At 57.0% G+C, this 20,213-nt stretch carries 19 protein-coding genes and 1 riboswitch; of the genes, 11 read left to right on the top strand and 8 right to left on the bottom strand.

The genetic code is table 11. The features are described 5' to 3' along the window. On the bottom strand, nt 1-947 hold a 947-nt coding region (locus tag WG939_RS09860; RefSeq protein WP_339985265.1), incomplete at its 3' end, for a biotin/lipoyl-containing protein. A gap of 129 nt (nt 948-1,076) precedes the next feature. On the opposite strand from WG939_RS09860, the gene WG939_RS09865 reads away from it, so the two are divergent. Then, nucleotides 1,077-1,472: an oxidoreductase gene (locus WG939_RS09865; protein WP_339985267.1), complete on the top strand. Its 396-nt coding sequence runs from the start codon at nt 1,077-1,079 to the stop codon at nt 1,470-1,472. On the opposite strand, the gene WG939_RS09870 is transcribed toward WG939_RS09865, so the two are convergent. Next, nucleotides 1,469-2,962 (bottom strand): leucyl aminopeptidase, encoded by a 1,494-nt coding sequence (locus WG939_RS09870; RefSeq protein WP_339985269.1) that lies wholly within the window; start codon nt 2,960-2,962, stop codon nt 1,469-1,471. The two genes, WG939_RS09865 and WG939_RS09870, sit on opposite strands and share 4 nt — an antisense overlap. A 131-nt stretch (nt 2,963-3,093) precedes the next feature. Here WG939_RS09870 and WG939_RS09875 point away from each other — a divergent pair, with 131 nt between their 5' ends. Next, a complete protein-coding gene (locus WG939_RS09875; protein WP_339985271.1) occupies nt 3,094-4,194 on the top strand; it encodes a branched-chain amino acid aminotransferase in 1,101 nt (366 codons plus the stop codon). Between the two features lie 62 nt (nt 4,195-4,256). Here WG939_RS09875 and WG939_RS09880 read toward each other — a convergent pair whose 3' ends face one another. The 5 genes from WG939_RS09880 to WG939_RS09900 form a co-directional block, all read right to left on the bottom strand. Then, nucleotides 4,257-5,024 (bottom strand): DUF4253 domain-containing protein, encoded by a 768-nt coding sequence (locus tag WG939_RS09880; RefSeq protein WP_339985274.1) that lies wholly within the window; start codon nt 5,022-5,024, stop codon nt 4,257-4,259. Nucleotides 5,025-5,430: 406 nt separating this feature from the next. Beyond that, nucleotides 5,431-6,204, bottom strand: a complete 774-nt coding sequence (locus tag WG939_RS09885; RefSeq protein WP_339985276.1) for an adenosylcobinamide-GDP ribazoletransferase — start codon at nt 6,202-6,204, stop codon at nt 5,431-5,433. Continuing rightward, nucleotides 6,205-7,245, bottom strand: coding sequence for a nicotinate-nucleotide--dimethylbenzimidazole phosphoribosyltransferase (gene cobT / locus WG939_RS09890; RefSeq protein ID WP_339985767.1), 1,041 nt, complete (start codon nt 7,243-7,245; stop codon nt 6,205-6,207). It abuts the gene before it with no gap. 27 nt (nt 7,246-7,272) lie between these two features. Further along, a complete protein-coding gene (gene cobU, locus WG939_RS09895) occupies nt 7,273-7,794 on the bottom strand; it encodes a bifunctional adenosylcobinamide kinase/adenosylcobinamide-phosphate guanylyltransferase (RefSeq protein WP_339985278.1) in 522 nt (173 codons plus the stop codon). After that, nucleotides 7,795-8,421: a DUF3043 domain-containing protein gene (locus WG939_RS09900; protein ID WP_339985280.1), complete on the bottom strand. Its 627-nt coding sequence runs from the start codon at nt 8,419-8,421 to the stop codon at nt 7,795-7,797. 134 nt (nt 8,422-8,555) lie between these two features. Here WG939_RS09900 and WG939_RS09905 point away from each other — a divergent pair, with 134 nt between their 5' ends. After that, the gene (locus WG939_RS09905) at nt 8,556-8,900 is read left to right on the top strand and encodes a HesB/IscA family protein (RefSeq protein ID WP_339985282.1); all 345 of its coding nucleotides are present in this window, start codon (nt 8,556-8,558) and stop codon (nt 8,898-8,900) included. A 130-nt stretch (nt 8,901-9,030) separates the two neighbouring features. Here WG939_RS09905 and asnB read toward each other — a convergent pair whose 3' ends face one another. Then, nucleotides 9,031-10,947 carry an asparagine synthase (glutamine-hydrolyzing) gene (gene asnB / locus WG939_RS09910; protein ID WP_339985284.1) on the bottom strand — a complete coding sequence of 639 codons (1,917 nt, stop codon included), beginning with the start codon at nt 10,945-10,947 and terminating at the stop codon, nt 9,031-9,033. Nucleotides 10,948-11,295: 348 nt separating this feature from the next. Here asnB and ctaC point away from each other — a divergent pair, with 348 nt between their 5' ends. The 8 genes from ctaC (at nt 11,296) to WG939_RS09950 (ending at nt 20,203) form a co-directional block, all read left to right on the top strand. Next, nucleotides 11,296-12,405, top strand: a complete 1,110-nt coding sequence (gene ctaC / locus WG939_RS09915; protein ID WP_339985286.1) for an aa3-type cytochrome oxidase subunit II — start codon at nt 11,296-11,298, stop codon at nt 12,403-12,405. Between the two features lie 21 nt (nt 12,406-12,426). Then, the gene (ctaF, locus tag WG939_RS09920) at nt 12,427-12,858 is read left to right on the top strand and encodes an aa3-type cytochrome oxidase subunit IV (RefSeq protein WP_339985288.1); all 432 of its coding nucleotides are present in this window, start codon (nt 12,427-12,429) and stop codon (nt 12,856-12,858) included. Between the two features lie 392 nt (nt 12,859-13,250). Then, nucleotides 13,251-13,865: an aa3-type cytochrome oxidase subunit III gene (gene ctaE / locus WG939_RS09925; protein WP_339985290.1), complete on the top strand. Its 615-nt coding sequence runs from the start codon at nt 13,251-13,253 to the stop codon at nt 13,863-13,865. Nucleotides 13,866-13,928: 63 nt separating this feature from the next. Continuing rightward, nucleotides 13,929-14,819, top strand: coding sequence for a cytochrome bc1 complex diheme cytochrome c subunit (gene qcrC, locus WG939_RS09930; RefSeq protein ID WP_339985292.1), 891 nt, complete (start codon nt 13,929-13,931; stop codon nt 14,817-14,819). After that, nucleotides 14,816-16,030 carry a cytochrome bc1 complex Rieske iron-sulfur subunit gene (gene qcrA, locus WG939_RS09935; RefSeq protein WP_339985295.1) on the top strand — a complete coding sequence of 405 codons (1,215 nt, stop codon included), beginning with the start codon at nt 14,816-14,818 and terminating at the stop codon, nt 16,028-16,030. Before qcrC ends, qcrA begins: the two co-directional genes overlap by 4 nt. After that, nucleotides 16,030-17,652: a cytochrome bc1 complex cytochrome b subunit gene (qcrB, locus tag WG939_RS09940; protein ID WP_339985297.1), complete on the top strand. Its 1,623-nt coding sequence runs from the start codon at nt 16,030-16,032 to the stop codon at nt 17,650-17,652. The genes qcrA and qcrB overlap by 1 nt, the downstream gene beginning before the upstream one ends. Nucleotides 17,653-18,192: 540 nt before the next feature. Then, a riboswitch (cyclic di-AMP (ydaO/yuaA leader) is annotated at nt 18,193-18,356 on the top strand. A gap of 11 nt (nt 18,357-18,367) precedes the next feature. Beyond that, nucleotides 18,368-18,982, top strand: a complete 615-nt coding sequence (locus WG939_RS09945) for a C40 family peptidase (RefSeq protein ID WP_339985299.1) — start codon at nt 18,368-18,370, stop codon at nt 18,980-18,982. A 162-nt stretch (nt 18,983-19,144) separates the two neighbouring features. Then, nucleotides 19,145-20,203, top strand: coding sequence for a C40 family peptidase (locus WG939_RS09950; RefSeq protein WP_339985301.1), 1,059 nt, complete (start codon nt 19,145-19,147; stop codon nt 20,201-20,203). Nucleotides 20,204-20,213 lie beyond the last annotated feature (10 nt).

Genomic DNA, 20,213 nt, shown 5'->3' on the forward strand with positions numbered 1-20,213 from the left:
TCTGCCTTTGGTGCTGGTGCGGAGCCGTCGCCGATGCGGACGATGACTTCGCCGACGTCTACGGTGTCGTCTTCCTGGAACAGGATCTCAACGATGGTGCCTGCGACTGGGGAAGGAACTTCGGTGTCGACCTTGTCGGTGGAGACTTCGAGCAGTGGCTCGTCGACCTCTACCTTGTCGCCGACGGACTTGAGCCAGCGGGTGATGGTGCCTTCGGTGACGGACTCGCCGAGCTCAGGCATCTTCACGTCGGTGGACTCACCGGAGGAAGCTGGAGCAGCCTCTTCGACGGTGGCGTTGTCTTCCTTGGTCTCAGCTTCCTTGGTAGCGGCCTCGGAAGGAGCTTCTTCCTTAGCTGCTTCTGCCTTTGGTGCTGGTGCGGAGCCGTCGCCGATGCGGACGATGACTTCGCCGACGTCTACGGTGTCGTCTTCCTGGAACAGGATCTCAACGATGGTGCCTGCGACTGGGGAAGGAACTTCGGTGTCGACCTTGTCGGTGGAGACTTCGAGCAGTGGCTCGTCGACCTCTACCTTGTCGCCGACGGACTTGAGCCAGCGGGTGATGGTGCCTTCGGTGACGGACTCGCCGAGCTCAGGCATCTTCACGTCGGTGGACTCACCGGAGGAAGCTGGAGCTGCTGGAGCCTCTTCCTCCTTTGGCTCCTCAGCCTGTGGAGCTTCTTCCTTGGCAGGGGCAGCTGCTTCGCCCTCTTCGCCGATTTCGGCAATAACTTCGCCGACGTCCACGGTGTCGTCTTCTTCGAACAGAATCTTGGTCAGCACGCCGGATGCTGGGGCAGGAATCTCGGTATCGACCTTGTCGGTGGATACTTCGAGAAGTGGCTCATCAGCGGTAACGGTGTCGCCGACCTGCTTCAGCCAACGGGTGATGGTGCCTTCGGTTACAGACTCACCGAGCTCGGGCATTTCGACAGAAAACGCCATTGTGCAGGACTCCTAAACGTATGGATCTAAAAAACACGGTTGATACTTAGACAGCGTACCGGTTCGCGACCTTCCGTGTCGCCGATAGGTGGTGTGCTTTCTGAAAAAGACCACATACAATAAATTTTTGTGTTCAATCTGTTCGGATCTCGCAAGGCCAAGCCCGGGATTAAGCCACCCCGCGCGCCCGGCGACACCATCCGCGCCGAAGATCTCGACTACCTCTCGCAGTGGGTAGCGGGGCGGGCGATGGTTGAAGGCTTTGTCGAGCCTGAAACGTTGGTCAACGAGATGAGCGTTGTGCTTGTCGACGTCACAGGCGAGTTCACCCGTCGCCGCATCGGTGGCCCCAAAGGCATCGATGTTGTGGCCTCCAAGCTGGGCATCCCGCTTTACGACGTGGAAGAGACCGGCTATCCGCAGCGTATGCGCGAGCGCATTGAGCGGGATCGCATCATTAGAAAGCGCCAGGAACAGCAAGCTCGCCGCGCTGCATTCGAACGCGGCGAGCTGCCAGAGAATTAGGACTTGGCGATGTCCTCGAGGACAGCAACGACAGTGCGAACTGGCGCGCCGGTGCCTCGCTTAGTCACGTAGCCGTAGGTGCCGCTGGTGTTGTATGCCGGTCCTGCGATATCCATGTGGACCCACTGGATGCCTTCGGACACGAACTGGGAGAGGTAGTAGCCCGCCTGCATCATCCCGCCGAAACGGGTCTTGCCGGAGTTACGAAGATCAGCCACATCGGAGGTCATCTCGTCAGCCATTTCCTCCACGATTGGCATAGCCCAAGCAGGCTCACCAACTTCGCGGCCGAGTTCTGCGACGCGGTCGCGGAATTCATCGGAACCCATGACACCGGTGGTGCGGGAACCAAGTGCGACGAGCTGAGCGCCCGTCAAAGTTGCCATTTCAATGAGGTAGTCAGGCTTGTCTTCGCAGGCGCGGACGATGGCGTCGGCAAGCACGAGGCGTCCTTCGGCGTCGGTGTTGAGGATCTCGGAGGTCTTTCCGCCGTAGTGGGTGATGACGTCGCCTGGGCGGTAGGACTCGCCGTCCGGCATGTTCTCCGCCATCGGGATGGTGGCGGTGACGTTGACCTTCAGGCCGAGGCGTGCTGCAGCGAAGATCGAGGCGATTGCTGCAGCGGAACCACCCATGTCGGAGATCATGTCGTCCATCTTGGCGCCTGGCTTGAGGGAAATTCCGCCGGTGTCGAAGGTGATGCCCTTACCGACGATCGCAACTGCAGGCGCCGACTTCTTCGCCTTGTAGGTCAGGCGGAGCAGGCGAGGCTTGCGGGCCGAACCATTACCTACTGCCAAGATGCCACCGAAGTTGCCCTTGGCCAGGTCCTTCTCGTCGAGGATTTCCGCATCCACGCCGTAGTCAGCTGCCAGGGAGGCTGCGTAGTTCGCGTAGGACTCTGGGTACAGGTGAGAGGACGCAGTGTTCACCAAGTTACGGGCAAGTACGACCGACTCCGCAAGGATGACGGCAGCATCGAATTCGTCCTTCTTGTCAGACAGGAAAACCAGTTCCTTGACCGGAGTCTTGGCTGCCTCAAGTTCGCTGGACTTCTGGCCACGGAATGCGTAGGCGCCGAGAGCGGAGCCCAGGACTGCGTCGGCAAGCCCAAAGGTGCCCAAAGCACTGGCGACCTTGCCCATTCCGGTGAGTGATCGTGCTGCTACGCCGGCTGCACGACGAAGGGTTTCGGCATCGAAGTCGTCGGAATCGCCCAGGCCAACAGCGATGATCAGTGGCACATCGGAGCCTGGGATGCCCGCGAGCTTCGTGACCTCATTAGGGGAGCCTTGAGCACCCAGCGCGGTGAGGGATTCGAGCACGGCCATTTCCACGGCGGTACCAAGGACACCCGTCGCGGCGATTTCAGGGCCTTCGGCGCCCTGGAACACAGGAATCAAAATCGCTTCTGCCTTCTTAGGAAGCTTGGCAGAAATGCTGAGGCTTGGTACGAGTCCTTCTGCAGGAAGGGACGGCTTCTTGGCCACGATAAAGTCCTCCAAATAAGTGAAAATGTGTAGTTTCTTCTACAGTACGTGACACCTCGAATGCGGGTGTCAAAAGACCAAAACGGAATTTTTTGGGACAACTTTCCCAAAAATGGGTGTAGGTTGAATGCATGAGCGCACTTACATTCCGAATCGAAAAGTCGACCACCCCGACGCCAGCTGCTGAAATCGCCAAAATCCTCGAGAACCCAGGCTTTGGCAAGAAGTTCACCGACCACATGGTGACCATCGATTGGACCGAAAAAGACGGTTGGCACAACGCCGCTGTCGTTCCATACGCCCCACTGCAGATGGACCCGGCAACCACCGTTTTCCACTACGGCCAAGCAATCTTCGAGGGCCTCAAGGCATACCGACAGCCAGATGGATCCATCGCAACCTTCCGCCCAGAAGCCAACGCCAAGCGTATGCAAGACTCCGCGCGTCGCATGGCGATGCCGGAGCTGCCAGTAGAGGACTTCATCGAAGCAGTTCGCGCGCTTGTCGACGTCGATCAGGCGTGGGTCCCTGCAGCAGGCGGAGAAGAATCTCTGTACCTGCGCCCCTTCATGATCTCTACCGAGGTGAGCCTCGGCGTACACCCTGCGAATGCCTACAAGTTCATCATCATTGCCTCCCCTGCAGGCGCCTACTTCGCTGGTGGAATCAAGCCAGTGTCTGTGTGGCTCTGCGAAGACTACGTTCGCGCTGCCCCAGGAGGAACCGGTGCTGCGAAGTTCGCCGGCAACTACGCAGCCTCCCTGCTCGCCCAAGCTCAGGCAGTGGAAAAGGGTTGCGACCAGGTTGTGTGGCTCGACGCCATCGAGCACAACTACATCGAAGAGATGGGTGGCATGAACCTCGCCTTCATCTTCGGCTCCGGTTCTGATGCACGACTTGTCACACCTCGACTCTCCGGCTCCCTGCTGCCGGGTGTCACCCGTGACTCTCTGCTGCAAGTAGCTCAAGACCTCGGACTGTCCGTGGAAGAACGCCTTGTGTCAAAGGGAGAGTGGGAAGAAGCCGCCAAGTCCGGTGAGATGACTGAAGCATTCGCCTGCGGTACCGCAGCCGTGATCACCCCAGTCGGGACCGTGAAGTCTGCGCATGGCGAATTCCAAGTATCGGGTGGAGCCACCGGAGAAATCACCATGAAGCTGCGCGAAACCCTGACTGGAATCCAGCGTGGAAGCGTGGAAGACAAGCATGGCTGGAAGCTGAGGCTGGTGTAGCTCTTAGGCCTTGACAACCACCCGTGAAATTGCTCGTCTCGCGGGTGGTTCTTTACGCCAAGTTAGTCCCACCAAAGCAGGGCGCCGTGCATAGAGCGCAGGAACTTCTGCAACGCGCCAAAGCTGCCGACACCTTGTTCCACCACATCTGGGCAAACCAAGTACAATTCGGCAGCTAGCTGCAGCTGACTAGACGGGCTCAAGTGTTGCACGCTCAAGCTCATAGTTTCTCTTCCCAATCCGCTGAGAAGCACCCCAAATCGGTCCTCCCAGCTCCGGAGGATCATCGACATCTGGCCACCATCGAGATCGTAATTTGCTGCACCTGCCCAGCCGATAGCTGCCGGGATATCTGCTGGTCGAGTGCACTTGGCAAGCCCAAAGTGGACGAAATCTTGGCCAATGATGTATGTCACTTCATCTGGAGACGATGGTTCAAAGGGCCCCGGCCGATCTGGATCAAAATCTTTGAGCACTTTTGCAAGCTTGCGGTCGAGATCAGATGATGACAGCTCATCCTGTGCTCGTCGGTGGAAGTAGGCCGAAACATCAAAGGACTCGGGAATAGTAATCGAAGCACCCTCCAGACAGATCTCATCAAAATCTCGAGTGTCCTCCGGATCTACCATCACGGGCCACAAACCCGTCGTGGCGAAAAGCCTTACTGAGCCTTCTTGCAGCACATCAGCCTCAGCAACCCTCATCCCTGAGGTACTGATCCAAAGGTCCGTCTCGGTGCCGTCGGGAAACTTGAGCACGCTACCTTCGGGAAGGGAAAGTCCGTCAATGGTCGGTGGAAAAAGACCTGGCTGAGTGGCTTGGTATTGCATAGACATCCTATCTCTAGACACTGTCGGCAAATTTCCACCAAGCTACTACGAATTCACCACTAATGCAGCTCGAAAACCAGGATCGCAGTTCCTCAAGAGCATACGAAAGGAAGGGCTGGAGCAGCCTCCTGATTGCTCGTTTGCAGGGTGCAGATTTGGTGGGCTTGAAGAATCTGCACCCTCGTATCGCGTTTGGGCCTATGTTTTTCTGTATTGCAGGGTGCAGATTTGGTGTGGCGGTTGAAACTGCACCCTCGTATCGCGTTTGGGCCTATGTTTTTCTGTATTGCAGGGTGCAGATTTGGTGGGCTTGAAGAATCTGCACCCTCGTATCGCGTTTGGGCCTATGTTTTTCTGCTTTGCAGGGTGCAGATTCCGCAGCCCGTCTGCCAAACAGACAAGCCCACTAAACGTTAACCACTGCCAACACAATGGCCGCAACAGCGACAGCAATCTCGATGAGTGCGCCTGTTGTGTCTCCGTTGAGCCCTCCAAAACGACGCGCGCAGTGCTTGGCAAACATGATGGAAATCAGCACTGCCGTGGAAGCTGCGATGAGTCCACTCCATGTGAAAAATGCTGCTACCAGCGCAATTAGCCAAATTGCTACCCACCAGGTTTGGACCGTGCCGACTATCAATGAGCCGAATCCGGTGGTGGAGAATGGTGAGAAAGTGCGGTGGCAACCGATCATTGCGCAGGTTCGTCCTAGGGCTGGCAGGAAGATCAGGCAGCTCCAGCCAAAGGTTTCGAGTGCGACGCTTAGGCTAGCGACCTGGGCGAACAATGTCAGCAGGACGGCGCCCATGCCGAGGGCGCCGGTGTAGCGGTCGCCAAGGATTTCTTGGGCGCGTTCTGGTGGGGCATAGGATCCGAGGGCGTCGCCGACGTCGGCAAGGCCGTCGATATGCATCATGCGTGAGCCGAGTTCCCACACGATCACGGCGAGCACCGCCATGACTAGGGGAGTGGTCGGTAGGAACGCTAACGGTGTTGAGAGAAGTCCGAGCGCAAGACCTGCAACAGGTAGTGCGGCCATTGCGCGGGCGCCCGTGGTTCGGTCGAAGGACTTCGCACCCCGAAAGGGGAGCACAGTGAGCCAGCTGAGCGCCGTCGATACGCCTTCGATGAGCGCGTTGCCGTGCTCCCCAGAACCGGAAACGCCTGCTTTGCCCGACATTTAGTGCTTTTCGGAGACTCCGGCGGACTCGAAGGTCGCCATGTTTGCCATGATGTCAACTGCAGCTTTGACCAGTGGAAGCGCGGTAAGCGCGCCGGAGCCTTCTCCGAGTCGCATCCCGTACTTCACCATCGGTTCCAGCTCCAGACTTTGCAACGCGAAAGAGTGGGCTGGTTCGGCGGATTGGTGGCCGGCGAGCCACCAGTTTCGGGCGCCTGGTGCAAGTCGCGTGGCCCACAGGGCAGCAGAGGTGACAACCACGCCATCGAGGATGACAGGGGTGCGTCGAATCGAAGCCTGTGCCAGGAAACCCGCCATGGCAGCCAGGTCAGGAGAGGAGATTGCCTGCAGAACGCGGATTGGGTCTTCGCGGAAGGTACGGACGCGGAACATGGCATCGCGAATGATGGACACCTTGCGCTTCCACCCTTCGTCATCGATGCCCGTGCCACGCCCGACAACTGCGACAGGTTCGCTGCGGGTCGCAACACCAATCAACGCAGCTGCTGGGGTGGTGTTTCCGATGCCGAGGTCACCAGCAATGAGCAGGTCAGCCCCAGAATCAACTTCCTGGTCGGCGATCCGCTTGCCGATCTCCAGTGCTCGAATGACCTGCTCCTCATCCATCGCGTCCTCAAGGTGAATGGCGCCGCACGACCGGGAAACACGCTCGTCGCCCCAGGCCTCGTGGTCGAGCGAGATGTCAGCAACGCGCACTGAAGCGCCAGCAGACTCTGCAAGTACGGAAACGGCAGCCCCGCCTGCTCTTATATTTTCCGCCATCTGCAATGACACCTCAGATGGGAATGCTGAAACGCCATACTTGGAAACGCCGTGGTCGCCCGCAAAAATCACGACCCGAGGCCGCGAAATAGGGCGAGGTGGGACCTGGCCCTGGCAAGAGGAAATAAAGACGCCGACCTCTTCGAGGCGCCCCAGCGATCCCGCAGGCTTTGTCAGCGTGTTTTGATACGCCTGAGCTTCAGCACGAACTTGTGCGCTCGGGGCCTCAACGCGGGCAAAGATCTCAGCAGGTACCATCACACGTCTCCTAGTAGTTGTTCAAGCTTAGGATTTCAAGGTTAGCGGGATACCCGCCACAACGAGCACTACTTCGTCTGCAAGCTCCGCGACCTGCGCATTCAGCCGCCCCAACTCGTCCCGAAACAGCCTGCCAGCAGCACTTTCCGGAATAACCCCCATGCCAACCTCAGGGGTAACTGCCACGATGCGGGCCTGTGAGTGTGCCAGCGCCTCCAGCAGCTTGTCGACGGCCGGAGCAATCGATCCCCTCGGCCGTTGCCACCCGTCAATCGAATCGATGGCGTGGGTGAGCCAGGTTCCGAGGTCATCGATGAGGATGTTGTCCGCTGTAGAGGTGCCTATGACGTCGCAAAGCTCGGTGCTATCCTCCGTCACCCAATGGCTTGGGCGACGGTCCTGGTGGGCCTTGATACGCTCCTCGAAGTCTTCGTCACCCGGCCATGGCCTGGCGGTTGCGATGTACAATACCTCCGCGTCAGTGGGGAAGAGAGCTTCCGCCCACGCCGACTTGCCACTGCGGGCACCACCGAGGACCAGGGTCAGCATTTACTTCTTGACGTTCACTCGTGGCTTCGGAGTGCGCAGCTTACGCAGCTGAGACGCGCGGGAGTAGGCGTAAAAGCCGAGGCCGAAGCCGGTATCGGTGGTGTCAGGGAACTTCTCTCGGACTGCCTTGTTCGCGCGACGGCCGATGATGATGCCTTCGATCAGGAAGGCCAGCATGATGACCATGACGACCATGGACAAAGTAGCTGCGATCTCTGGGTAGGTCTGGCCAATGAACATCACGACCAGCAAGAACAATGCGACAGGCATGACGAGCTCAGAGAAGAATCGACGCTCGTCAACCCAATCACGCACGAAAGCACGGACAGGTCCCTTGTCACGTGGAAGCAGGTAACGCTCGTCGCCGGCATCCATCGCAGCCTGGACCGACTTAGCCTGACGGCTACGCTCCTCGCGCTGCTTCTTCTTGTATTCTTTGTACTCCGCCTTGGTCATCGACTCCTTGAGAGCCTTCTCGCGTGCCTTTTCCTCAGCGCGAGTCAAGCCGGTAGGAGCTGGGCCACGGCGAATGCCACGTGCACGCTCAACCTCATCACGCTTTGGGGTCGGACGACCCTTCTTTGGCGTGTAACCCTTTGGGAGCTGTTCATTATCTGCTGCAGTCACGTCTATCAGGCTACCTTGTACCCCGCGCGCGGGAACAAACATGTCTGCAGTTGCGTTGAAGGCTATGTGTACTCGGCGACAAAACAGAGTACGGTGGTGTCACAAAAGACTTTAAAGCCCCAAGGAGGAGCACAATGACTGCACCTGAAACCTCAACCGGTGTGATCCTGACCGACGCTGCAGCCGTAAAGGCAAAGGCACTGCTTGACCAGGAAGGTCGCAATGACCTGGCACTGCGCATTGCAGTTCAGCCTGGTGGCTGCGCAGGCCTGCGCTACCAGCTCTACTTCGACGACCGCGAACTCGATGGCGACAAGGTCGACGTCATTGGTGGCGTACGCCTTGTTGTAGACAAGATGAGCGCACCATACCTTTCCGGTGCACGTATCGATTTCTCCGACACCATCGAGGCACAGGGCTTCACCATCGACAACCCGAATGCATCCGGCTCTTGCGCATGTGGTGACTCCTTCAACTAAGAGTCCAAACGGAAAATCCCCGCTGCCAGTTAATGGTGGCGGGGTTTTTTAGATCTTGATGTCGAATGTGGTTATGCAAACTGTAGGGAATCGGCGCCCTCGTCAGTCTGCACAACCAAATCCAGCCGAGTTACAGCTCTACCGGGTAGTCCTTCTCCTCGATCTGTGGATCGATGCGGCCTTCCATGAAGATGCCATGCCAGATCATGAAAGCAAGGACAGTCCACAGGCGACGGGAGTGATCGGAAACGCCGTCGCGGTGCTCATTCAGCATCGCCAGCACGGCCTTCTTGTCAAAGATCCGCTCGGTCTGAGACTCGTTGATCGTGTCCTGAGCCCAACCAAACAGCTCGTCGCCGGCCAGCCAGTGACGCATCGGAACAGGGAAGCCGAGCTTCTTGCGGTGCAGCACGTGATCAGGGACGATGCCCTCCATGGCGCGACGCAGCGCGTACTTGGTGGTGCCGTGGGAGATCTTCATGTCATATGGAATGGATTCCGCGACATCGAAGACCACCTTGTCCAGGAACGGCACACGCAGCTCCAGAGAGTTAGCCATGGTGATCTTGTCGGCCTTGACCAGGATGTCGCCACGCATCCAGGTGAAAAGGTCCAGGTGCTGCATGCGGGCTACCGGATCCATGTTGCGGGACTTGGCGTAGATCGGTGCAGTCACGTCCTTGTGGTCCCATTCTTCCTTGGCCCAAGGAATCACGCGCTGGAGCTGCTCAAAGTTGAAGGAGCGGGCATTGCCGTAGTAGCGCTCCTCCATGGTCATGGAGCCACGCTGGAGCAGGGATTTGCCCTTTAGCCCGTCGGGAAGCGCGTTGCCGAGCTTGCCCAGACCGCGACGCAGTGGGGAAGGGATCTTCTCAAACGGTGCCAGCGACAATGGCTCCTTGTAGATGGTGTAGCCACCGAAGAGTTCGTCGGAGCCCTCACCGGAGAGGACCACCTTGACGTGCTTGCGGGCCTCAGCGGCGACGAAGTAAAGCGGGACGAGGGAAGGGTCGGCTACGGGATCGTCGAGATACCACATGATCTTCGGGATCGCGTTGGCGTATTCCTCAGGAGAAACAATCTTCACGATGTGCTCCACACCAATCGCCTCGGCGGACTCCGCGGCCACATCGACCTCGGAGTAACCCTCGCGCTCAAAACCGGTGGTGAACGTCAGCAGGTTTGGATTGTGGCGCTTGGCAAGCGCGGCGATCGCGGTGGAATCGATGCCGCCGGACAGAAAGGAGCCGACGGTCACGTCTGCGCGCATGTGCTTCTCGACGCTATCTTCCATGGCCTTGGCAATGCGATTGAACAGATCCTGCTCGTTGCTGACCTTTTGAGTCACGAACTTAGGCTCGAAGTAGCGTTGAGCCTTTACTTCGCCACCTGGCTCGACGACGGCGAAGCAGCCAGATTCCAGGCGTCGAATGTCTGCATGGAGGCTCTCTGGCTCCGGAACGTACTGCAGGTCTACGTAGTGCTCGATCGCGCGTAAATCAAGGTCGTTGCTCAAGCCGATCTTTGGTCCCATGTCCAGGATGCACTTCTTTTCAGAAGCGAAAACCGTACCGGCTGGGGTGGTTGTAACGTACAGTGGCTTGATTCCGAAAGGATCGCGGGCGAGGAAGAGCTTGCGCTCAACGCTGTCCCAAATCGCGATGCCGAACATGCCGCGAAGGTGGTTTACAACCTCGGTGCCCCAGTGGTGGAAACCGACAACGATAGGTTCGCCGTCACCCTCAGTATTAAAGGTGTAGCCAAGTTCCTGCAGTTCCTGGCGAAGTTCCACGTAGTTGTAGATTTCGCCATTGAACGTCATCGCGTAGCGATTCGGCTGCTCTGCAGGTCCCCACTGTAGCGGCTGGTGGGAGTGGGCGATGTCGATGATTGACAGGCGGTTGAATCCAAATACTGCGTCGTTGTCATGCCAGGTGCCCGCGTCGTCAGGACCGCGGTGTCGCATGCAGGGCAGGGCGTCGCGAATGGCGGAATCAAAATCTTCCGCGTTGCTGCTGCTAGTGAGCATGCCGAGAAGGCCACACATTATAAAAAGTCCCCTCGTGGTTCGTTTGGGAGGCGTTAACACTGCAACTCTACGGGGTTGAGGTTGAAAAATGCATTAATGCCTGGTGGCGATTCGCATATCAACCATTAGTAAACCCCCGTTAGGGGAGCATAAAATGTGAATTGAGTCACTAGTGTGAGCTATTTAATGTCGTGCGATGGTCGGTTAATGCTGAATATGGCAACTGCGTTTTACCTGGAGGGGCAACTTTGGTTAACCCCATGTCGACCCTCAACATGGAATTAGTTCCAAAGTGCGATATTCTGCACAGTTAGGAATGGGAACTTATGTGTCCTTAGGTTGTGTGGAACAGGAAGGTAGACACACGTGGAACAGCGAAACAAGCGCAGCTTTCAACGTAAAGCGCTGCTCACCGGCGTACTTGGCGCGGGAAGCCTCGCACTTGCTGGTTGTGACGTAGCGCCACCAGAGAATGGTTTTTTTGACGCCCTCCGCATGGGTTGGCCAAAGGGCATTACTCCAGAAGCTCACGCAATGGGCAACTTCTGGGTATGGGTTTGGGTAACCGCATGGATCATCGGCATCATCATGTGGGGCCTGATGATTTACTCCATGGGTGCTTTCTCCGCAAAGAAGGCTGCCAAGGCTGGCAAGGATGAATTCCCTAATCAGCTGCAGTACAACGTACCACTCGAGCTCGTGCTGACCATCATGCCGATCATCATCGTCATGGCTCTGTTCTTCTTCACTGTTCCAACCCAGGACAAGGTTACTGCCCTGGATAAGAACCCAAAGGTCACCGTTGACGTCACTGCATACCAGTGGAACTGGAAGTTCGGCTACGCCAACGTTGCTTCTGATCTGTCTCCAACCGGTTCCGAATACAACGGAGTAGACCAGGAGCGTCAGGAAAAGGCTGAAAATTCCAAGATTGACGAAGCCTTCAAGGAAGAATACGGCATCGGCGGCCCAATTCACGGCAAGTCCAAGTCCGACGTCTCTTTCCTCCACTTCAACAAGATTGAGACCCTAGGTACTACTGACGAGGTTCCAGTTCTGGTTCTGCCATCTCAGACCCCAATCGAGTTCAACCTCGCATCTGCTGACGTTGCTCACTCCTTCTGGGTTCCAGAGTTCCTCTTCAAGCGCGACGCTTACCCACACCCTGAAGCAAACAAGTCTCAGCGTGTCTTCCAGGTAGAGAAGATCGAAAAGGAAGGCGCATTCGTTGGTCGCTGTGCTGAAATGTGTGGTACCTACCACGCTATGATGAACTTCGAGATCCGCGTTGTCTCTCCAGAGAAGTTCAAGGACTACATGAAGTTCCGCAACGAGAACCCAACCGCTCCAAACTCCGAGGCTCTCAAGTCCATCGGTGAAGAGCCTTACGCAACCTCCACCTCTCCATTCGTGTCCGATCGTCTCGGCACTCGCGATGGCGAGAACACCGTCGATCTCAACGCGACTGCAAAGTAATCAGAAGGGGCGTCAAGAACAATGAAATCTAGCGCAAAGATCATGTACGGTCTGGGCACCTTCATGCTCATCATGGCCGTGATCTACTTCCTCGCAACTGCACACGTTGCAGACAGCGGCAACATTCAAGGCATCGAGTGGGCTGGTGGCACCGGTCTCGTTCTTGCAACCGGCCTCTGCTTCATGCTTGGTGGCTACTTCCACTTCACTGAGCGTCGCATGGACCTGCTCCCTGAGGACTGGGAAGAGGCAGAAATCGAAGACGGCACCGGCATGCTCGGTTTCTTCAGCCCGGGTTCCGTTTGGCCAGCTGTCATGTCTGGCGCGGTGGCAGTCCTCGGCTTCGGTATCGTCTTCATGCACTACTGGCTGATCGCCTTCGGTGCAATGCTCCTGATCTGGTCCGGCACCATGCTGAACCTTCAGTACGGCATTCCTCGCGAAAAGCACTAAGGTAATTCCGCTAAAAACGGCCCGTGACCTTTCACGGGCCGTTTTTCGTGCGTTAGGGGAGGGGGTCAACCCAAAGTTGTAAAACATTGGAAAATGACATCCGCGTAATGTGAGATGAATCTCTTCTGGGAACTGATCAAAGAACTGGACCGCGTGAAAAATTCCGATATAGTGTTCAGAAGCGATGCCCTTGGGGGAGGGCAAAAATGGGGATCAAGCTTCTGACCTGGGAAAATGGCTGTGTCGTATAGTGGCTTTAAAAGTTCCCGCGGGGGTAACTAAAATTTCCTCTTTTTATCTGTGCTGCTCAATGGCGGTACAAATTCGTCGGCGTTGAATCTTCGGGGGGATACAAAGTGACTTAGATGACGATAACCGGCATACTAGAACGCGTGACGAGCGCAGTTGGAAATACAGGTATGGCAGCACCACAGCGTGCCCTGACACTGAACCGACCAAACATGGTCAGTGTCGGCACGATTGTGTTCCTGTCTCAGGAATTGATGTTCTTCGCTGGCATGTTCGCGATGTACTTTGTGTCTCGCGCGAACGGCCAGGGAGAAGCGTGGGACTGGGGTACTTCTCACCTCAACGTTCCTTACGCATTGACTATCACCGTGATTCTGGTGTCTTCTTCTTTTACGGCCCAGGCTGGTGTCTTCGCAGCAGAGCGAGGTGACGTCTTTAAGCTCCGTATGTGGTACGCGATCACGATCCTTTTGGGTTCGATCTTCCTCATCGGCCAGGCTTACGAGTACTACCACCTCGTAGAGCACGGACTTACCATCCAGAACTCCGTCTACGGCTCTGCATTCTTCATTACGACTGGCTTCCACGCCGCACACGTCCTCGCAGGCGTGCTTGCATTCGTGGTCGTCATGCTTCGTATCGCGAAGTCCAAGTTCACCCCGGCACAGGCAACCGCAGCAATGGCAGTGTCCTACTACTGGCACTTCGTTGACGTTGTGTGGATCGGCCTGTTTGTCACCATTTACTTCATTCAGTAGGCCGTAACGGCCGATCAGTTCGGCCTACAGCCCTTCACTTTCCGAACACGAGCTAAAAGGGAAATGATGGATACCAACCAAGAGCAGCAGGGGATCGTGGCCGACGCCGCGACCACTGCTAAGAAGGCCAAGAGCCGCCGAAAGGTACGTCGCACTCTTGCCGGCGCCCTGGCGCTCACCTTTGGCCTCACGAGCGCAGGCTTCCTGGCCTCCGCTTTCACGCCAGACGCACAGGTAGTCACTGCAAATGTTGACGACAAGGCACTTGTTGCAGAGGGTAAGGACCTCTACGACGTCGCCTGTGTCACCTGTCACGGTGTTAATCTCCAGGGTGTTGAAGGTCGTGGACCTTCCCTGATCGGTGTGGGCGAAGGCGCAGTGTACTTCCAGGTTCACTCCGGCCGTATGCCAATGCTGCGCAACGAAGCGCAGGCAGCCCGCAAGCCTGCTCGTTACAACGAGCACCAGACCCTGGCAATCGCTGCCTACGTTAACGCTAACGGTGGCGGCCCAGAGATCGTCCGCAACGAAGACGGTTCCATTGCTATGGAATCCCTCCGCGGTAAGAACTTCGACGGCCAGATCGACCCTGCAGACGTTGCACGCGGTTCCGAACTGTTCCGTTTGAACTGTGCATCCTGCCACAACTTCACCGGTCGTGGTGGCGCACTGTCCTCCGGTAAGTACGCACCATACCTGGATCCTGCAAACGAGCAGGAAATCTACCAGGCAATGCTCACCGGCCCGCAGAACATGCCTAAGTTCTCTGACCGTCAGCTGACGGAAGAAGAGAAGAAGGACATCATCGCCTTCATCAAGAACGCCAAGGAGACCCCAAGCCCAGGTGGCTACGCACTTGGTGGCCTCGGCCCAGTGGCTGAAGGCATGCTGATGTGGCTTATTGGTATCGCCGCGGTTATCGGCGCTGCGCTGTGGATTGGATCTCGCTCATGAGCAATAACGAAGTAAAGAAGTACACTGCCAAGGAACTGGCAGGTATGAGCAACGAAGAGCTCGCACGCCTTGGCACCGAGCTGGACGAAGTTACCGTCGCTTTCCGCAAGGAGCGCTTCCCAGTTGAAGGCGATCCAGCAGAGAAGCGTGCTGAGCGCACCGTTACCATTTGGTTCGCACTCGCAGCAATCTTCGCTCTTGCGTTCATGGCCGTTTACATCTGGTGGCCATGGGAGTACAAGGGTCACGGCCAGGAAGGCCTCGGCGTCTACTCCCTGTACACCCCACTCCTCGGCCTGACCATGGGCCTGTCCATCCTGAGCCTCGGCATGGGACTGGCACTCTTCCAGAAGAAGTTTATTCCTGAGGAGATCTCGGTACAGCGTCGCCACGACGGTCCTTCCGACGAAGTTGATCGTCAGACCCTCGTTGCACTGCTGAACGACTCCTGGGAGACTTCCACCCTCGGCCGTCGTAAGATGCTGAAGGGCCTGGCAGCTACCTCCGCTGCACTCGCTGGCCTCGCAATCATCTTCCCGCTCGGCGGCATGATCAAGAACCCATGGAAGAAGAAGGAAGGCCCGCTGGACTACTTCGGCGACGGCACCCTTTGGACCTCCGGTTGGACCAAGGCCAACGAGGGAACCAAGGTTTACCTCGGTCGCGACACCTCCGCTATTGCTGAAAAGCACGGCGAGCACTACAGCACCGTTGGCGTTACCCGCCTGGTGCGTATGCGCCCAGAGGACCTCTCCGCTGCAGCAATGGAAACCGTCTTCCCACTGTACGAAGAGGACGTCAACGACGGCGACAAGTACGACGAGAAGCGCGACGTGTACGAGATGCACATGCACTCCATCCACGGCCCACGCAACGCCGTCATGCTGATCCGTCTCCGCAGCTCCGATGCCGCTAAGGTTGTCGAGCGCGTAGGCCAGGAGGACTTCCACTACGGCGACTACTACGCGTACTCCAAGATTTGTACGCACATCGGTTGCCCAACCTCCCTGTACGAAGCACAGACCAACCGTATTCTCTGCCCTTGCCACCAGTCGCAGTTCGATGCTCTGCGCCACGGCAAGCCACTGTTCGGTCCGGCGGCCCGTGCTCTGCCACAGCTGCCAATCACCGTGGACGAAGAGGGCTACCTCGTTGCTGCAGGCAACTTCGTTGAGCCTGTCGGCCCTGCATTCTGGGAGCGTAAGTCATAATGAGCAACAAACTCGCTGAAATCGGCAATAACATTGATTCCCGGTACACCATCTCCGGAATGGTTCGTACCCAGATCAACAAGGTCTTCCCAACGCACTGGTCCTTCATGCTTGGTGAAGTCGCACTGTACAGCTTCATCATCCTGCTGCTGTCCGGTATCTACCTGACCCTGTTCTTCGATCCATCGATCACCAAGGTCATCTACGACGGCGCCTACGCACCACTCAACGGTGTGGAGATGTCCCGCGCTTACGAGACCGCACTGAACCTCTCCTTCGAGGTTCGCGGTGGCCTGTTCATCCGCCAGCTGCACCACTGGGCAGCACTGATGTTCGCAGTCTCCATCATGGTTCACATGATGCGTATCTTCTTCACCGGTGCTTTCCGACGCCCACGTGAAGCAAACTGGATCATCGGCTGCATCCTCCTGCTGCTGTCCGTGGCAGAAGGCTTCATGGGTTACTCCCTGCCTGACGACCTCCTCTCCGGTGTCGGCCTGCGAATCATGTCCGCGATCGTCGTGTCCCTGCCAATTATCGGCACCTGGATGCACTGGGCGATCTTCGGTGGCGACTTCCCATCCGATCTCATGCTGGACCGCTTCTACATCCTGCACGTGTTGCTGATCCCAGGCATCATCCTCGCGCTGATCGCCGCTCACCTCGCAATCGTGTGGTACCAGAAGCACACCCAGTTCCCTGGGCCGGGTCGCGCTGAGAACAACGTTGTTGGCGTCCGAATCCTGCCAGTGTTCGCAGTGAAGTCCGTAGCTTACGGCCTGTTCACCTTCGGTGTCCTCGCACTGATGGCCGGTGTTACCACCATTAACGCCATCTGGAACCTGGGTCCATACAACCCAGCACAGGTTTCCGCTGGTTCCCAGCCGGACATCTACATGCTGTGGACTGACGGTGCAGCTCGTGTCATGCCAGCATGGGAGCTCTACCTGGGTAACTACACCATCCCAGCAGTGTTCTGGGTAGCTGTGATGCTCGGTATTCTGGTTGTCCTTCTCTTCGCCTACCCATGGATTGAGAAGAAGATGACCGGCGACGACGCACACCACAATCTGCTGCAGCGTCCGCGTGACGTCCCAGTTCGTACCGCACTGGGCGCCATGGCTCTGACGTTCTACTTCTTGCTCACCCTCTCCGGTGGTAACGATCTCTTCGCTTACCACTTCCAGATCTCGCTGAACGCGATGACTTGGGTTGGTCGTATCGGCCTGATCATCCTGCCTCCGATCACCTACTTCATCACCTACCGCATCTGCCTGGGTCTGCAGCGCTCCGACCGTGAGGTCCTGGAGCACGGTATCGAGACCGGTGTTATCCACCAGCTCTCCAACGGTTCCTTCATCGAGGTTCACCAGCCTCTGGGCCCAGTGGACGAGCACGGACACCCAATCCCTCTGCCGTACGCAGGCGCTAAGGTTCCAAAGCAGATGAACGAGCTCGGCTTCGCTGATGCCCTCAGCCACGGTTCCGCCTTCAAGTCCGACTCCGATGAGATCGTGGCTAAGAAGAACGCTCTCGCGCACGAGAACCACGAGGAAGAAACCCGCATGTTCGAGGATCTGCAGGATGCAATTCGCGCAGAGGATAAGGACAAGGGCTTCTAAGTCAAACTGACTGCGACTCCCTATATATAAAGGGGCGGCTCCCGGACGGGGCCGCCCCTTTAGTTTGTCTACAGGGCTAAGCGCTATCCAGAAGCCAGGGTGAGGGCCTCTGCGCGCCTTTGGGAGCGCAAGACAGGCCTCTACACGTCTATCGCAAGTCGATTTTGCCGCGAATCAGGGTTCAATTGCGGTTCTCGACAGTGTTGCCACTGTGATAGATGTTGCCTGATTTGGCTGCCAGGAAACGTGTGTGAGTAAGGTCACATAGGGACTCTGAAGCTTGTGAAGAAGTGAAGAATGGGCGGTTCTATCGTTTTGGGCAGCTAGTGCTAGCTTGCGCAAAACCCCTGGTTAGCTCGAATCGGCTGTTGATGTAGACACAATTCGTTATGGGTTATGTACAAAAGTAACGCCATATGTAACAAGCTGATAACAAGCTGTGAGCCGGGCGTGGCGTTGGACATCTGCCGTTGCGATTTCGTAATCTTGTCGAGACATTACGGGGCGTGCCAATCCAATTGGCCGATACCTGGAATAGAAACTCAAATAACGCCTAATCGAAGTTGCGCCAGCAAGTTCGAGTCGGGGAACCACCTAGTTCTGGGGTGAACTCCTTGCGAGAGCCTTTCCTAAAGGCAGAGCGTGGAGAGGAAGCTTCCGTTTCCTAATCCGTCAGCTAACCCGGCCGGCACAAGGGAAGATTTGGAGAATATTCATGGGTAAGAACACCCGATTTGCTACCAAGGCAACCGCATCTGCCGTCGCTCTCGGCGCTGCAGTAACCATGGCTCAGCCAGCACAGGCTGCTGAAGTCTTCGTGCCTAACACCGGCGTTTCCTTCGAGGTTGCTGGCCTTGAGAACGTGCCTAACATTGCCAACGTTCCTGGCGTACAGCAGTGGGTCCCATCCCTCGCAGGTCAGGCTGATGTAGTCAGCTACAACGCTGTCAACGCTGCTGCGGCCCCTGCAGTTGCTCCACAGGCCTCCAACGGTCAGGCAATTGTCGATGCTGCGCGTTCCAAGATTGGATCCCCATATGTTTATGGTGCAGCGGGCCCAAGCGCATTCGACTGCTCCGGTCTGACCTCTTGGGCATACGCTCAGGTCGGCAAGCAGATCCCACGCACCTCTTTCGCTCAGGCTGCTCAGGGCACCCCAGTCTCTCGTGATCAGCTTCAGGCTGGCGACATTGTCGCTTTCTACGATGGCGCATCCCACGTTGGTATCTACACCGGTAACGGCACCATCATTCACGCGCTGAACGAGGGCACGCCATTGTCCGAGCACCCACTCGATTACATGCCATACCACTCTGCAGTGCGTTTCTAATTTATTCTTCCAAAGTCCAGCCGGTACAGTATTGTTCGGCTGGATTTTTTCGTTTTTACCACAGCATTCGCCAATTGCTGATTCTTAAAGTATGCTTAGAAATCAATACGAGTTAGTGCATTCTACTTCCTCGAAGTTTACATCGAAAAGGCTCTTTGACCTGTGAAATCTACATCGCTTTCCCGTGCAGTCGTTGGCTGCATTATTGTCGCTAGTTCTGCGTTGTCCGCACAGGTTTTGCCAACTGCACTGGCTGATCCAGCTCCGACGACCGCACCAGCTCCTGCTGGCTTGGACGGTCTACTGAAGGAACTTGATGAAGCTTCGACCCAGGTTGAAGCCCAAAACGAAGAATTCAAGCAGCTCCAGGTCGATATTGAGGCCAAGGAAAAGGATCTCGCTCGGATCAAGGAACAGGCTCGGGCTGCTCAGGAAGCTGGCAACCGTGCCCGCGAGGACGAGCGGAAGGCTAAGGAAGTCGTCGATAAGCTGGCAGCGTCCAAGTACCGCGGGTCGATGGTGGATCCTCTGACGACGGTGATCAATGCCGATGGCCCTCAGAACGCAATTGACCGTTCCGCATACATTTCCGCATATGTTCGTAAGGCTCAGGCGGCGCTTGATGAGCAGCGGGAGAAGTCTGCGGAGGCCGGTCGTTTGCTGAGTGAGGCAGCTCAGCTGGAAGCTGAGGCTCAGTTCCACGTAAACGAGCTCAACGCCAAGAAGAAGGATCTTGAGAAGAAGGACGAGGAGCTCAAGGGCAAGATCGATGCGATCAAGAAGCGCATCGATGAGCTTCCGCCTGAGGTTCGCCAGGCATGGGAGAACAAGAACGGTCCGGTAACCCACAGCCTTGTGGGCATTACCTCCACCAACGCCGAGGGTATGAAGGCGCTGGAAGCTGCCATGACCAAGATTGGCGCCCCATATGGTTGGGGAGCAGCTGGCCCAGATGTTTTTGACTGCTCCGGTCTCGTGGTCTGGTCCTACGCGCAACAGGGCAAGACTTTGCCTCGTACCTCCCAGGCACAAATGGCTGGTGGTATGCCGGTGAACAAGGAAGACCTGCAGCCGGGAGACGTCGTTGGTTTCTACCCAGGCGCGACCCACGTCGGTATTTACGCAGGTGACGGCAAGATCGTGCACGCCTCCGACTACGGCATTCCGCTCCAAGTGGTCAACATGGATTCCATGCCGTTCTACGGAGCCCGCCGATACTAACTACGATGAT

Origin of the sequence: Corynebacterium sp. H130, assembly GCF_037572395.1 — a bacterium.
Taxonomy (GTDB): Bacteria; Actinomycetota; Actinomycetes; order Mycobacteriales; family Mycobacteriaceae; genus Corynebacterium.

Coding starts and splice junctions, on each gene's coding strand:
- WG939_RS09875 (WP_339985271.1), top strand. CDS start 3,094: ATGAGCGCACTTACATTCCGAATCGAAAAGTCGACCACCCCGACGCCA.
- WG939_RS09880 (WP_339985274.1), bottom strand. CDS start 5,024: ATGCAATACCAAGCCACTCAGCCAGGTCTTTTTCCACCGACCATTGAC.
- WG939_RS09885 (WP_339985276.1), bottom strand. CDS start 6,204: ATGTCGGGCAAAGCAGGCGTTTCCGGTTCTGGGGAGCACGGCAACGCG.
- cobT (WP_339985767.1), bottom strand. CDS start 7,245: ATGGTACCTGCTGAGATCTTTGCCCGCGTTGAGGCCCCGAGCGCACAA.
- cobU (WP_339985278.1), bottom strand. CDS start 7,794: ATGCTGACCCTGGTCCTCGGTGGTGCCCGCAGTGGCAAGTCGGCGTGG.
- WG939_RS09905 (WP_339985282.1), top strand. CDS start 8,556: ATGACTGCACCTGAAACCTCAACCGGTGTGATCCTGACCGACGCTGCA.
- asnB (WP_339985284.1), bottom strand. CDS start 10,947: ATGTGTGGCCTTCTCGGCATGCTCACTAGCAGCAGCAACGCGGAAGAT.
- ctaF (WP_339985288.1), top strand. CDS start 12,427: ATGAAATCTAGCGCAAAGATCATGTACGGTCTGGGCACCTTCATGCTC.
- qcrC (WP_339985292.1), top strand. CDS start 13,929: ATGATGGATACCAACCAAGAGCAGCAGGGGATCGTGGCCGACGCCGCG.
- qcrA (WP_339985295.1), top strand. CDS start 14,816: ATGAGCAATAACGAAGTAAAGAAGTACACTGCCAAGGAACTGGCAGGT.
- qcrB (WP_339985297.1), top strand. CDS start 16,030: ATGAGCAACAAACTCGCTGAAATCGGCAATAACATTGATTCCCGGTAC.
- WG939_RS09945 (WP_339985299.1), top strand. CDS start 18,368: ATGGGTAAGAACACCCGATTTGCTACCAAGGCAACCGCATCTGCCGTC.